The 13,933-nt window shown below is 49.7% G+C and carries 17 protein-coding genes; 9 read left to right on the top strand and 8 right to left on the bottom strand.

Features of this window, described 5'->3' with window-relative positions; genetic code table 11:
- Positions 1-455: 455 nt before the first annotated feature.
- Genes EQV24_RS21995 through EQV24_RS21970 form a run of 6 tightly spaced genes read right to left on the bottom strand, consistent with a single transcriptional unit; the run spans position 456 to position 3,476 of the window.
- Positions 456-713, bottom strand: coding sequence for a DUF977 family protein (locus tag EQV24_RS21995; protein ID WP_086581177.1), 258 nt, complete (start codon positions 711-713; stop codon positions 456-458).
- Between the two features lie 3 nt (positions 714-716).
- On the bottom strand, positions 717-1,136 hold the full coding sequence (locus EQV24_RS21990) for a PerC family transcriptional regulator (protein ID WP_023292752.1): 420 nt from the start codon (positions 1,134-1,136) through the stop codon (positions 717-719).
- Positions 1,137-1,150: 14 nt separating this feature from the next.
- Positions 1,151-1,696 carry a replication protein P gene (locus EQV24_RS21985; protein ID WP_126775338.1) on the bottom strand — a complete coding sequence of 182 codons (546 nt, stop codon included), beginning with the start codon at positions 1,694-1,696 and terminating at the stop codon, positions 1,151-1,153.
- On the bottom strand, positions 1,608-2,666 hold the full coding sequence (locus tag EQV24_RS23870) for a DnaT-like ssDNA-binding domain-containing protein (RefSeq protein ID WP_130627048.1): 1,059 nt from the start codon (positions 2,664-2,666) through the stop codon (positions 1,608-1,610). The genes EQV24_RS21985 and EQV24_RS23870 overlap by 89 nt, the downstream gene beginning before the upstream one ends.
- A gap of 36 nt (positions 2,667-2,702) precedes the next feature.
- Positions 2,703-3,257 carry a toxin YdaT family protein gene (locus tag EQV24_RS21975; protein WP_023343834.1) on the bottom strand — a complete coding sequence of 185 codons (555 nt, stop codon included), beginning with the start codon at positions 3,255-3,257 and terminating at the stop codon, positions 2,703-2,705.
- A gap of 3 nt (positions 3,258-3,260) precedes the next feature.
- Positions 3,261-3,476, bottom strand: a complete 216-nt coding sequence (locus tag EQV24_RS21970; protein WP_071787673.1) for a helix-turn-helix transcriptional regulator — start codon at positions 3,474-3,476, stop codon at positions 3,261-3,263.
- Positions 3,477-3,582: 106 nt separating this feature from the next.
- Here EQV24_RS21970 and EQV24_RS21965 point away from each other — a divergent pair, with 106 nt between their 5' ends.
- From EQV24_RS21965 to EQV24_RS21935, 5 genes are all read left to right on the top strand, one after another.
- Positions 3,583-3,963, top strand: coding sequence for a helix-turn-helix domain-containing protein (locus EQV24_RS21965; protein WP_032637657.1), 381 nt, complete (start codon positions 3,583-3,585; stop codon positions 3,961-3,963).
- 403 nt (positions 3,964-4,366) lie between these two features.
- Entirely contained in the window at positions 4,367-4,543 is a 177-nt protein-coding gene (locus EQV24_RS23740; RefSeq protein WP_243649074.1) for a hypothetical protein, read from the top strand.
- A gap of 437 nt (positions 4,544-4,980) precedes the next feature.
- Positions 4,981-7,473, top strand: coding sequence for a 3'-5' exoribonuclease (locus tag EQV24_RS23910; RefSeq protein WP_340347429.1), 2,493 nt, complete (start codon positions 4,981-4,983; stop codon positions 7,471-7,473).
- A 52-nt stretch (positions 7,474-7,525) separates the two neighbouring features.
- The gene (locus EQV24_RS21940; protein ID WP_071787694.1) at positions 7,526-7,771 is read left to right on the top strand and encodes an excisionase; all 246 of its coding nucleotides are present in this window, start codon (positions 7,526-7,528) and stop codon (positions 7,769-7,771) included.
- On the top strand, positions 7,752-8,876 hold the full coding sequence (locus tag EQV24_RS21935; RefSeq protein WP_086581175.1) for a site-specific integrase: 1,125 nt from the start codon (positions 7,752-7,754) through the stop codon (positions 8,874-8,876). The genes EQV24_RS21940 and EQV24_RS21935 overlap by 20 nt, the downstream gene beginning before the upstream one ends.
- Positions 8,877-8,882: 6 nt before the next feature.
- Here the strand turns inward: EQV24_RS21935 and EQV24_RS21930 are convergent, their stop codons facing one another.
- Positions 8,883-9,497, bottom strand: coding sequence for a hypothetical protein (locus EQV24_RS21930; protein ID WP_023292760.1), 615 nt, complete (start codon positions 9,495-9,497; stop codon positions 8,883-8,885).
- A 120-nt stretch (positions 9,498-9,617) separates the two neighbouring features.
- Positions 9,618-10,868, bottom strand: a complete 1,251-nt coding sequence (gene icd / locus EQV24_RS21925; RefSeq protein ID WP_013097077.1) for an NADP-dependent isocitrate dehydrogenase — start codon at positions 10,866-10,868, stop codon at positions 9,618-9,620.
- A 117-nt stretch (positions 10,869-10,985) separates the two neighbouring features.
- Between icd and rluE the strand changes: the two genes are divergently transcribed.
- Genes rluE through hflD form a run of 4 tightly spaced genes read left to right on the top strand, consistent with a single transcriptional unit; the run spans position 10,986 to position 13,932 of the window.
- Complete coding sequence (gene rluE / locus EQV24_RS21920) at positions 10,986-11,639, top strand: 23S rRNA pseudouridine(2457) synthase RluE (protein WP_100168567.1); 654 nt, start codon at positions 10,986-10,988, stop codon at positions 11,637-11,639.
- 9 nt (positions 11,640-11,648) lie between these two features.
- Positions 11,649-12,122 carry an NUDIX hydrolase gene (locus EQV24_RS21915; protein ID WP_038419123.1) on the top strand — a complete coding sequence of 158 codons (474 nt, stop codon included), beginning with the start codon at positions 11,649-11,651 and terminating at the stop codon, positions 12,120-12,122.
- 40 nt (positions 12,123-12,162) lie between these two features.
- Positions 12,163-13,275: a tRNA 2-thiouridine(34) synthase MnmA gene (gene mnmA, locus EQV24_RS21910; RefSeq protein ID WP_013097080.1), complete on the top strand. Its 1,113-nt coding sequence runs from the start codon at positions 12,163-12,165 to the stop codon at positions 13,273-13,275.
- Between the two features lie 27 nt (positions 13,276-13,302).
- Positions 13,303-13,932: a high frequency lysogenization protein HflD gene (gene hflD, locus EQV24_RS21905; RefSeq protein ID WP_130627047.1), complete on the top strand. Its 630-nt coding sequence runs from the start codon at positions 13,303-13,305 to the stop codon at positions 13,930-13,932.
- Position 13,933 lies beyond the last annotated feature (1 nt).

The raw sequence follows: 13,933 nt of genomic DNA, 5'->3' as shown, positions 1-13,933 counted from the left end.
GGTGGAGCCGCTGACACTCACATCATTATTCCCTTGTGTCGAGCCTGCCACATTGAGTATCACAAAAAAAATCCTGGCATTCGAATTTATAGACTTTAGCAACGGCCAGTGAACAAGTAGTTCCAGGTGACGCCTACGGCGCACCTGAACCAAGCGTTATGCACAAAGAGCTAGCCATGAGCCCTGGAATCCTAGAGTGGATTACCAATCGAGCACCTGAATTTGCGCACTTAGATGAGTCTGAGCGCAACGCTATTGCGGACTTCTCTATAGTGTGGAGCTTTTTTGAAGGCACCGATCTCAGAGGTTCTTGCAATTGACCTGCCCCCTTTTTATTTGCATACCTCTATGTTAGTCAGTTGATAGAATAATTGCTAAGGTCCGCTTCTCGCTCATAGCGGACCTTCAAGAGCATAGTGATGCCGCGGCTAAGCGGCATTTTTCATCTACTACATTCACCTTACTTTCTGGTGTGTGAAGCGTTTCAGGTCGAAATCGATTATTGTGCGTTGGTCACGGAAAATGCCGCAACGACAGTAGCGGATCAATTCGCCCCGTGCAATGGCTATTCGTATGTATTTCTCTGCGGTTGTGCGATGCAGATCGAACATCCCAACGACTTCTTTCGTCGTGATACGGCCATGCTTTTTCACCAACTCAATGATCCTTGATATGATTTGGTTGCGTTCACTCTGTGTTTTTGGTCTCGGCATCGGTTACGCCCTCCCCGCCTGACGCAGGCAGTCTTTACGACGCTTGGCGATACGGGCGACCTCAACAGCACTACCAGCTATGCCAAACATTTCTGAATACACCGCAGCTGCTCTTCGCCACAGGCCTTTTGCCTCAAGCGCCTTCGCTTTCTCCTCTGCGGCCTGCATCCTTACTGGATCGCTTTTTTCCGCCATACACGGAAGGATTACATCCGGAATATCCGCGTCTGGTACCACCTCGTATGTGTACTGAACACTATTCCGGGAACGAACGATCACGCCTTGGTCGCTTAAGTCACGAAGCAATTTGCCAGCTGTTGCACCTGACATATCCAGTGCCTCTGCAACATCGCCTACGGCGCAGTTCGGTTGGTAGCGCACAAACACTGCTACCTGCTGTTTTTGTGTTAATGCTTTGGTCATTGGTCAATGCTCGATTAGTTGGTTAAACCTGCCGCTTTACGGCGTTGGTACTCTTCTATCAGCAGCTGTGCCGGAGTTGGCCCTGCCGGATGCTGCGGTGCAGCTAGCTGCCGACGGATTGGAGGAACCGAAAGCCCGTTGCTTATGTGCTTCGTCCATTTGGTTAATAACTTCTCTGCCAGTTTTTTAAGTTCCCCCTCGGTCATCTGACGCTCAACACCAGTTCTGCGCATTTCGATGCAGATGTGATACAGCACCGGCTGCGGCCACGGATATTTGTCACTACCCGAAAAACGATACGACTCGTTACGCCAGCGTCGGTATTCACTCATCACCCGGTCGGATGTCAGCCCGAACGGATTTGCGCCACTCTCTGAAACCAGCGAAACGAACTCAGCAAGATCTGGGGGCCATGTATTACCTAATGCGCAACGGTCCATGCATTGCTGACAAACCAGTTTGATCTGGTTCTCAGTCATCGAACCTATTTGAGCTATCCACAGGGCCGTGGGTTCTGCCCCATTCTTCTGCGTCCAGCGGTTCGAGAAGATTTCCCCCATCACCTGCCATAACCGCCACGCTGTCTCCGTCGCCATCAAGTCCGTTCCGGCGTCGCCACTCTGCGTGTGCTGACTGTATTTGCTGAACAACTCGGGATGCTGCTGGCTGTGGTCTAACTGATGCATTCTCGGTACCTCCCGTTTGTGGTGCTTTCAGAACCTTTGCGCGATCCAGGTGGCGAGCGAACTTCTGCTCCCACTGAATTTGATGAAACACTTTCCCTTCGGCTTGCCAGTAAGCGATGAAACTGCTCAGCTCGGCTTCGATATTTATGCCTGCCTTGAGCGGCATGCCCCACAGGTTTGCCTGTCGTGCAAAGTCGGCTGTTGGCTTCCAGTCTTCAAACATCCGGAATTTGCCGAATGGCTGCTGTTGCCCAATTCCGATACCTGGCTGATCCGGATAATCAGGAATAACAGGTTCGACCAGTTCTGTATGTGTGGGGTTTAGATCTTTATGGTTCCTTGGTAGATTCCGTGTCCCGTTTTTGGGACTGTTTAAAGGGAAAAACGGCACTCTTTGGTTAAAATCTGACCTGTTAACAATCCCGTTTTTGGTACCCTTATTACCTGAAACAGTCCCGTTAATGGCACTGTTTGTATTAACAGTTCCGTTTTCGGTACGGTTCAAATCAACCGTACCGTTTTTGGGATCCTTTAAAGAGTTCCGGTTTTGGGTCTGTTCGGCATCGGGGATGCTTTCCTCAACACCGACCAGCTTGTACACAGGAATTTGCTTGGTCCTGCCGCGCCGTTCACCTGTGTCGACAACCAGGCCGATTTCCTGCAGATGCTGCAAGCCTGCAAGCACCGTCTTTCTGTCCATCTCAGTAGCCTCTGCAAGCGCAGCGACGGATGGGTAAGCGCACAAGTCAGCGCCGCACATATCAGCCAGCCAGGTCAGGATCGCCTTACTGGAGGATTTTCCGGTCTTAACTTTCTTGGCCCACCGCATTGCATCAATGCTCATGAAGCCTCCGGGTTGAATTCATTGGTCAAAACTCGATTAAAAAAATTGCGGCGCTACGGCGCTGATACTCGCCAGTAGTGGTCCCGCCGCGTCAGCAGGTAACATGTTGAATAAAGCGATTGCCGCTTCGCGGATCTCCTTCTCAAGCTTTTGCAGCGGTGCGCCCAGCAACTTCGCCTGATGTGCCTCACTGCATTCTTTGATAGCGCTCGCCACCAGTTCGGCTTCCGTTCTGGCATTACTGAGGCCATGCTTTCTGGCGATCTCAATGGGCATAGCGGCGACGATTGCCCCCGACAGTTGCATGATGTAAGCGGTGTATTTTTCCGAACCACCTTCATTTTTCAGATACCGGAATAAATTCTGCTTGTTGACCGCGATACCGCGGCCCCCTTCCTTCGTCCACTGCTCTGCCACCAGCAGAGCGATTTTTTCCTGCGCCTGGCCGGGCAAAGTAGATTCCCACTCCCGCACTGCTTCAAATATTCGTCGGCAGCTAATTTGCCCCCTGCGTTTCATATGGAAATGATTTTCGGATTTCAAAGAAGCATTGGTCATGTTGATATGATGTTCATACGTTATGTATTGCATTCTTCACTCCTTAGGGGGGATTGGTGGAAATACACTATCGAGAGTGCATTGAGACCCGAGTTCATTAAATTTTTCTACAATACGTCGGCAATCATTCAGGTTTGGCTTGCGAGTCCCATTTTCATAATTAGAGATACGTGATTGACGCCACCCGAACATCAGAGCTAGCTGTTCCTGTGTTAAACCGAGAGATAGTCTCTCGCTCGCTATTTTGTTCATATTGGACCTCTTGGTTATCGATAGATCGGATTTAAACACGCTTCGTGTTTCAATGTCAACACGATTTGTTTTTGAGCAATAACACGCTTCGTGGTAAAACGATTTTATGAATACAAATGAACGTATTGCTGCGCGGCTAAAGCAGGCCAGAGAGCAAAAAGGCTTATCTCAAAAGACACTCGCAGAATTGTGTGGGTGGGCTCAATCACGTATAGGCAACTATGAATCTGCAAGCAGAGCTATTGGTATTGATGATGCTATAGCGCTGGCCAAAGCATTGAGGATCCCTCCGGCAGAACTTGTCTTTGGACCCGAATCTACTCAAGAGTGGCTTTCTCCTCAACATAGGAGACTGCTCGACTTGTTTGATCAGTTGCCAGAAGCCGAGCAAGAACGAATGATCGATTTGTTCCAAGTTCGTTTGAAAGAAATTGATGACTATGTTGAAAAGTATCTTCGAGGTCGCTTCAAATCTGCAGAAGATTAGATTGCCATAGAGTCTACTGAACCAGCCTGCAGGCTGGTTTTTTTGTGCCCATAAATTCCCTTCCCTGAAAATCCCACCCAGCAAAACACATCATGTGTTGACATTAAATCACATTATGAGTTTAACTATAAACACAGCAACGTCATCAAGGCAGGACGCCCACGAAGTAGCTGCCGGCGGCATACGAAACACCGGATGAGATGGCAAGACAATCGCGCAGCAGGTTTAACGTTCCGCTAGCCGGCGATAAGGCGAAATGAGTTAACACCCCTGGTTCACCCGACATAGGGGTTAACTATCAAGGTAGGAAATAATGCATATCGAAATATTCAGAATTGAAGGGCGAGCTTGTTTACTCATATCCCCCATCAGAATCTCTGTAGCGGAGCGACTGGCTTCCGCCATGGAAAACAGCGAAGTCGTTGCAGCTCTTGGTGCTTATTTCACACCCGTTGGCGAGGCACCAGTTGGTGAACTCGTTGGGCTCTATCTCTACTTTGATAACCTCGATACCGCTGCGTTCATAACGATCAATCATCTGATTGAAACGGATAAGCCAATCCCGGTAATCGTCAGGTAGAACCCACGAATCTGTCAGTAACTCTATGCAGGAATCATATTGGTCGCGGTTTTTGAACCAATAAACACTTATTGGACGGGTTGCCATTTTTATGTCCTTGCAGGCTGATTTCAGATTTCAGCATACCACCGAGACTGAGGTGGTTAAAAGGCAGGCATTAACAGGAGAAGATCAACTATGACCGATTTCGCTAGAAAACCAGTACGGTGCCAGGCCGTACATCTGCCCTATTTTTGGGTGTTAGTCCGCCGCATTTGCTACGCCCTCGCTCAAAAAGGCGATCCCAGCGCTTCATAAAGCACAAAACCCGCGCAAGGCGGGTTAAGTACCCGGTCAGCCGACCAAAGCTTTCCGGAATCGAGTTTTGACCAATGACCACTACCCAAGGCGGCAATCACTAGCTGCGGGTATCTTACAACCAAAATTAAGGACCCGATATGGAATTCTTTCATTTAATCAAGGCAACGCAGAAATCCGGCAAAGAAGATGCCGTTATCTGGTTCACGGCTAAATCAGAAGCACGAGCCAATTTGCAGCTGGATGTAGAGCTGGAAGATGCTGGCATTGAAACCGGCCGGGGCAAGGATTATAGCAAGCCTGTCCGTACCGATTTCCCTGTTTACAACGACCTGCCGGAAGAAAGCACAGTAGATTACACCTGGTGCAAACGCTACGAATTGCAGGACGATGGACGCACCTGGCTGCCAAAGGCTGGTGCTGGATCAACTGAAGCCGTGGACAATACTGCCGCACCGGAACCGACCGTTAAAGTCGAAAGTACCGTCGAGAGTGTTCCTCTTGAAAACCGCACTCCAGCGGTCCGTTTTGCCGTCCACATGACCAGCGAAAAATACCAGTCACATATCACTAAAGAGCAGCAGCTGGCTGCCAGCGAAATGTCACTGGATGAAGGCAATACCTATCTTCAGAACATGCTGCTGGCGAAGAACAACATCCCTGAAGTTGCCGAACTCAGCCTGAACGCTGAGTGGAAACTGGTTCAGGCGATTAAGCAGGTATTCGCGCCAGATGAAGCGCACGAAACTGAAGATATCGCTGCATTCATGGCTGACTGGGCTAAAGCAGATGCCAGCGTTCACAACCAATTAGTTGAAGACTGGCGCAGTGGCAAATTTACCCCTCTGAAATCTGAAAGCACCAGTGACACCGGCGTTATAGCAGGTCAGGGTCTTGAAGCTGATAACGGTATCCAGATTGACAAGAATGATGACGAAACCACACGTTATCCAGTCGTTCGCATGCCCTTCCGCAAGCAGGTACTCGCCCAGTTCACCTGCGACGAACTGCGCCACCACTTAACCCGCGAAGAATACGAAGGTATCAGCGCGCTGGAGATGGACACTGACAATAGCTATGTCCAGAACCTGCTGCTGGCGGCAGAAAACTGCGAACAGGTTAAGGGTTACGACACCAAAGACCTGTGGCGCTATACCGACGCCATTCGCAAGGTGTTCAGCCAGGAAAAGCGTCACGAACTCGCTTTGGTTCTCCGATTCACCAGAATCTGGGCGGCGACTGATTACATTGACCGCGGCCTGCTGGTAAAAGAATGGGCCAAAGGCAATCGCGTTGCAGAAATACAGCGTACTGAAAGCGGTACGAATACTGGCGGAGGCAACAAGACCGACAGAAACCCTGACCTTAAACATGATCTCGACACTCTCGATTTAGAGATTGCGCTGGCCACGTTACCAATGGATTTCAACATTTACGATATCCCTGGTGGTGTTTTCCGTCGGGCTAAAGAGATTGTTAGTAAGAAAGAAAGTCCGTTCAAGGAATGGTCTAAAGCCCTTCGTGCAACCCCGGGAGTTTTGGATTACTCGCGTGCGGCTATCTTTGCACTTATCCGTAGCGCTCACCCAGAACATTATCTGTATCCGGCACGTCTCAGCGGATTCATTAACGCGAACCTGACTGAAAGCGATCATTCTGCACCATCAGACGAAACTCTTGTTGCGGCACGCCATAACCCGGAGGTGAGCTGGACAAACGAGATAGTGACTGATTCTGCTTTTGAAACTGGCGGCCAGAATGAAGGTGCGCAAGTCGACGGCGGCACGCTGGGCGGCACGCTGCCGGTTCTCGAAAAAGTTGGTAATGGTCTTTTTTCTATTGAAGGGCTGGCCACCAGCAACGCTGTAAATGTCCAACAAAATACCGCGGCGGAGTACCTTGATAATGTGCAGATGGAAGAAACTGGCAATGATGAAACCCCGGACGGTGCTGCGTTATCAGAAGGCACGGAAGAAACTATCTCAGGCGCAAGCACTACTGAGACTTATAGCAGCACAACTGCCATAAATAATGATTCCGGTCATCATAATTATACAGAGCCTGAAATGCTCTATACACACCTTATGATCGACATTGAAGCTTTTGGTAAAAAAGCTGATTCACCAGTCGTATCTATCGGGGCCGTGTTCTTTGATCCATCTACAGGTAATACCGGATCGGAATTTTACAAAGTTATTAGCCTGGAATCAGCCATGGCCAGCGGCGGAGTTCCGGATGCATCTACCATTATCTTCTGGCTAAAAGCTTCGCCCGAAGCGCGCTCTGAGTTGGTAATGGATGACGCTATTCCGCTCGATGATGCATTACTGCAGCTAAATGAGTTTATAGGCGAGAATGCGGTTAACGGCCCTGATTCTGTTCAGGTCTGGGGTAATGGTGCCACTTATGACAATGTCCTGCTTGAGGCATCTTATGACCGTACGGGGATCCCCTGCCCATGGAAATTCTGGAATAACCGGGATGTAAGAACCATTGTCGAGTTGGGTAAAGCCGTTGGCTGCAAGCCTCGCTATGAGATCCCATTTGAGGGAGAACCTCACAAGGCTATTTCGGATGCTCTTCATCAGGTCAAATACGTGTCAGCAATCTGGCAGCGTCTGACTGAACACTGATTTTTTAATATCAGAAAATGGCCCTGATATGGGCCATTATGAGGTAAATCACATGCTTCAAATGCTGACTTTAGAAGAATGGGCTGCGGAAAAATACCGGAGTAATCCTCCAAGTCTGAATACTTTACGCCGATACGCCAAAGAGAGCATGTTCACTCCCCCGGCCACCAAAGAAGGAAGATACTGGCGGGTAAGAGAAGATGCCGAGATTACAGGTAATTTAACCCAGCCCGTTATTAAAAAATCTGATTCTCCTATGCTTCAAAGGATACTGTCTGATGGCTGCTCGACCACGTAAAAACAACGTCAAGATACCTAATCTCTATCCGCTATACAGTCGGAAGGTAAATAAAATTTACTGGCGCTATAAACATCCCATTACAGGTAAGTTTCATAGTCTTGGAACTAACGAGGCCGAAGCAACAGCAATAGCAATCGAAGCGAATGAGAGACTGGCTGAACAGCGCACCAGGCAGGTTTTGGCTATCAGTGACAAGATCGCCACCAGCAAAGGAAAGGCGATAACAACAAATACTTGGTTGGATCGATATTGGAAAATTCAGGATGAAAGACTTGAGAATGGTGATATCAAGCCGAACACTCATAAGCAAAAGGCTAAACCAGTAGCCCTGCTTCGTGAGAGCGTAGGAATGAAATTGATTTCATCCGTCGATGTTCGAGATGTTGCCCTGATACTGGAGTCCTATGTTGCAGAGGGCCAGCCAAGAATGGCACAAGTCATACGCTCAGTCTTGATTGATGTATTCAAAGAAGCCCAACATTATGGCGAGGTACCGCCGGGTTATAACCCGGCTCTTGCTACAAAACAACCGCGCCGGCGGATTACTCGACAGCGTCTAAACCTCGACGAATGGCAAAAGATTTTTGAGATAGCTGATGCCCGCCACCAATACATGGGCAATGCAATGCTATTGGCACTCGTTACCGGTCAACGCCTCGGGGATATTTCCAACATGAAGTTTAGCGATATTTGGGATGACCATCTTCATGTCGTTCAGCAAAAGACGGGGAGCAAGCTAGCGATCCCCCTATCCCTAAGGCTTAACGCGATCGACTGGAGTTTGAGGGATGTAGTTGCGCGTTGCCGTGACTATGCAGTGAGTCCATACCTAATCCACTTTTTCCGGGCGACTTCAATGGCAGAAAGAGGGGCACAGGTGAAGTCGAACACATTAACGATGAATTTCAGTAAGGCTCGTGATAAAGCAGAAATAAATTGGGGGGATGGCACACCTGCTACCTTCCATGAACAACGCTCTTTAGCGGAGAGATTATATAAAATACAAGGAATTGACACGAAAAAGCTGTTGGGACATAAATCCCAACAACAAACAGAACGCTACAATGATGATCGCGGGAAAAATTGGACCATAGTGGTTTAAGACTTTTTAATCGGCCCCAACATACAATTTCTTATCATGCGATTCTTTATCGAATCGCTTAATATTTTCTAATATTTTTATCAATGCATGACTCGTTTTCTCTTGGCCAATTGCCACAGCATTCATAAAATAAGCTATCCGTACCCATGATTTGAAATGATCATTTTCTAATTCAGAAGAAACAGGGATCATATTATTAATGATATCATGTTGACTTTTACAGTACGCTTGAATCTTTAACACATTTTCTTCGCTTAAGCCACTATCTTTGATATGGGAAATTAACGCAGTCAATGATTTTTGATTTTGCTCGTAGTCGGTGCCGTAGAATCTTCCAGGTCTACTTGCTACTGGAAAATCTTGGCATGTATGATTTAAGAAAAAAATTAAAAACTCTCTTAAACGTCTTTCAACTTTAATCAGTTTTCTTCGTTCATCTCTTTGTTGCCAAACTTCGAAAACCTTAAGAATAATAATAAGATCTACACATACCCCAATGAATTCCGGAATTAAATTCCCTACAAAATAAGTATTATCATTTCCAAAGTGAGCAATTAACGATAAGCATATTAAGAGCAGAATTAATAGAGCTGTAAAAACATTCTTTGAGATTCTATCCATGACATTACTTCCAGAGCTGTTTTGATAACTTGTTTTGTTAAATTTTTGATAACCATTCGAAAACTAATAATAAAAACGGGAACCAACAGGCTCCCGTTCTATTTTAGGCCAGATTCTGAACTACATGTTCGCGATAATCGCGTCGCCAAACTCTGAGCATTTCAGCAGCTTAGCGCCTTCCATCAGACGTTCGAAGTCATAGGTTACGGTTTTCGCGTTGATCGCGCCTTCCATACCTTTAACGATCAGGTCTGCGGCTTCGAACCATTCCATATGACGCAGCATCATCTCTGCGGACAGGATGATAGAGCCTGGGTTCACTTTGTCCTGGCCTGCGTATTTTGGTGCAGTACCGTGGGTTGCTTCGAACAGGGCGCATTCGTCACCGATGTTCGCGCCTGGGGCGATACCGATACCGCCAACCTGTGCAGCCAGGGCGTCGGAGATGTAGTCACCGTTCAGGTTCATACAGGCGATCACGTCGTATTCCGCTGGACGCAGCAGGATCTGCTGCAGGAACGCATCGGCGATAACATCTTTAATGATGATCTCTTTGCCGGTGTTCGGGTTCTTGATCTTCTGCCATGGGCCGCCGTCGATCAGCTCACCGCCGAACTCTTCTTGCGCCAACTGGTAACCCCAGTCTTTGAACGCGCCTTCGGTGAACTTCATGATGTTGCCTTTGTGAACCAGGGTCACAGAGTCACGGTCGTTGGTGATCGCGTATTCAATTGCTGCGCGCACCAGACGTTTGGTCCCTTCTTCGGAGCACGGCTTGATGCCGATACCGCAATGCTCAGGGAAGCGAATTTTCTTCACGCCCATCTCTTCGCGCAGGAATTTAATCACTTTTTCTGCGTCAGCAGAGTCAGCTTTCCATTCGATACCCGCGTAGATGTCTTCTGAGTTTTCGCGGAAGATAACCATATCGGTCAGCTCAGGGTGCTTAACCGGGCTTGGGGTGCCCTGATAGTAACGAACCGGACGCAGACACACGTACAGGTCCAGCTCCTGACGCAGTGCCACGTTCAGGGAACGGATACCGCCACCAACTGGCGTCGTCAGTGGGCCTTTGATAGCAACGCGGTAGTCGCGGATCAGGTCCAGCGTTTCTGCTGGCAGCCAAACGTCCTGGCCATAAACTTGAGTAGATTTTTCACCGGTGTAAATTTCCATCCAGGAAATTTTACGCTCGCCTTTGTAGGCTTTCTCAACAGCGGCATCAACCACTTTCAGCATTGCCGGGGTAACGTCTACACCGATACCATCACCTTCGATGAATGGAATGATCGGATTGTGAGGAACGTTAATCTTGCCGTTTTGCAGGGTGATCTTTTTACCTTCCGCCGGAACAACTACTTTGCTTTCCATTAACCTCTCCTTCGAGCGCTTCTGGTTGTTACTGATCTTATGTTAATAAATTGTAATGAGCCCTTCGATAGTACCTGATTGTCCTGCGCCATGAAAGGTCTTCGTTATTAGGCTATAATGCGGCAATTGATAACGCCTGAAAATACCATGAAGAAAACTTCTTTTACAAAACACCGGGTTGAGCGATTCAGCTCAGGACAAGCCGCCAGAAGACCGCAAGAAAGCCAACCAAAGCGGGTTATTTTGTTCAATAAACCCTACGATGTGTTGCCGCAGTTTACCGACGAAGCCGGGCGCAGCACGTTAAAGGATTACATTCCTGTTCAGGGCGTTTATGCCGCGGGTCGTCTGGACCGCGATAGCGAAGGTCTGCTGGTCTTAACCAACGACGGAGCCCTACAGGCAAAACTCACGCAGCCCGGAAAACGCACCGGCAAAATTTACTTTGTGCAGGTGGAAGGTGAGCCGGATGAAGAGGCGCTCGCCGCACTCCGCAACGGCGTGACGTTAAACGATGGCCCCACCCTGCCCGCAGGTATTGAACGTGTGAATGAACCGGAGTGGCTGTGGCCGCGCAACCCGCCCATTCGCGAGCGCAAATCTATTCCCACCAGCTGGCTCAAAATCACCCTTTATGAAGGCCGCAACCGTCAGGTTCGGCGCATGACCGCCCACGTGGGCTTCCCTACCCTGCGCCTGATTCGCTATGCCATGGGCAGTTACACGCTGGATTCCCTGGCTAACGGTGAATGGCGGGACGTTGCCCCTTAAGGAGTCAATATGTTTAAACCTCATGTCACGGTCGCCTGTGTGGTTCACGCGCAGGGGAAATTCCTGGTTGTAGAAGAGAGTATTAACGGCAAAGCGCTGTGGAATCAGCCAGCCGGGCATCTGGAAGCCAATGAAACCTTATTACAGGCCGCAAAACGTGAACTCTGGGAAGAGACGGGCATCCACGCGGATCCTCAGCACTTCATTCGTATGCATCAGTGGATTGCGCCTGATAAAACGCCCTTCCTGCGTTTTTTATTTGCCGTCGAGCTTAGCGAAACGTGCGCCACTGAGCCGCACGACGACGATATCGATCGCTGCCTGTGGGTCACCGCCGACGAGATCCTGAACGCGCCAAACCTGCGCTCGCCGCTGGTTGCCGAAAGCATTCGCTGCTGGCAGTCAGGCGCACGCTTGCCGCTGGAGGTCATCGCAGAATTTAACTGGCCGTTTACAGAGGGTGTCAATGGTGGGGGGGCGTGATAGAATACGCCGCCTTGAAGTTCAATGTCGTGAGTATTCCATGTCAGATAACAGCCAGAAAAAAGTGATCGTCGGCATGTCCGGCGGTGTCGATTCCTCCGTTTCCGCCTACCTGTTGCAACAACAGGGCTATAAGGTGGAGGGCCTGTTCATGAAGAACTGGGAGGAAGATGATGGCGAGGAATATTGCACTGCCGCTGCGGATCTCGCCGATGCGCAGGCCGTGTGCGACAAGCTCGGCATTGAACTGCACACCGTTAACTTTGCCGCAGAATACTGGGATAACGTGTTTGAGCTTTTCCTGGAAGAGTACAAAGCGGGCCGTACCCCAAACCCGGATATTCTGTGCAACAAAGAGATCAAATTTAAAGCCTTCCTCGAATTCGCGGCGGAAGATCTGGGCGCAGACTATATTGCGACCGGTCACTACGTGCGTCGCGCCGATGTGAACGGCAAAAGCCAGCTGCTGCGCGGTCTGGACGGTAATAAAGATCAGAGCTATTTCCTTTATACGCTAAGCCATGAACAGATTGCACAAAGCCTGTTCCCGGTTGGCGAGCTGGAAAAGCCAGAAGTCCGTAAAATCGCTGAAGAGCTGGATCTGATCACCGCGAAGAAAAAAGACTCCACCGGTATCTGCTTTATTGGCGAGCGCAAATTCCGCGATTTCCTTGGTCGCTACCTGCCTGCGCAGCCGGGCAAAATTGTCACCGTCGATGGCGACGAAATTGGCCAGCATCAGGGGCTGATGTACCACACCCTCGGCCAGCGTAAAGGCCTGGGTATCGGCGGTACCAAAGACGGTAGCGAAGATCCGTGGTACGTGGTCGACAAAGATGTCGAAAACAATATTCTGATCGTCGCTCAGGGGCACGACCATCCGCGTCTGATGTCCGTTGGCCTGATCGCGCAACAGTTGCACTGGGTCGACCGTGAACCGCTCAAAGGTACCCTGCGCTGCACGGTAAAAACACGCTACCGTCAGACGGATATCCCTTGCACCATTACCGCGCTGGATGACGATCGCATTGACGTGCGTTTTGACGAGCCAGTTGCAGCCGTCACGCCGGGCCAGTCCGCCGTCTTCTACAGCGGTGATATCTGCCTGGGTGGTGGGATCATAGAACAGCGCCTGCCGCTGCCGGCCGTTTAACCCGATTGCACACATAAAGGAGAACGTGTGGCGAAGAACTATTATGACATCACCCTGGCACTGGCAGGAATTTGCCAGTCAGCCCGTCTGGTGCAACAGCTGGCGCATCAGGGTCATTGTGACGCTGACGCGCTGCACGTTTCGCTCAACAGCGTTATCGATCTCAACCCCGGTTCAACCCTGGGTGTCTTCGGTGGCAGCGAAATCAATCTTCGTCTCGGTCTTGAAACCTTGCTTGGCGTGCTTAATGCCAGCAGCCGTCAGGGATTAAACGCAGAGCTTACCCGTTATACGTTAAGCCTGATGGTGCTGGAACGTAAACTCAGCGCAGCGAAAGGCGCGCTGAATACGCTGGGTGACCGCATTGCCGGCTTGCAGCGTCAGCTCGACCATTTTGATCTGCAGTCTGAAACGCTGTTGAGCGCCATGGCCGGTATTTATGTTGATGTCATCAGTCCGCTGGGCCCGCGTATCCAGGTCACCGGTTCACCTGCCGTACTGCAAAGCCCGCAGGTTCAGGCAAAAGTACGCGCCTCGCTGCTGGCCGGTATCCGTGCCGCCGTGCTGTGGCATCAGGTTGGCGGTGGCCGCCTGCAGTTAATGTTTTCTCGTAATCGCCTGACGACTCAGGCAAAACAAATTCTTGCTCATTGTTAAC

This window comes from Enterobacter sp. A8 (genome assembly GCF_004296595.1).
Classification (GTDB): Bacteria; Pseudomonadota; Gammaproteobacteria; order Enterobacterales; family Enterobacteriaceae; genus Enterobacter; species Enterobacter cloacae.
Note: the sequence above shows the minus strand (reverse complement) of the source record. Positions and strands in the feature narration are given on the sequence as shown.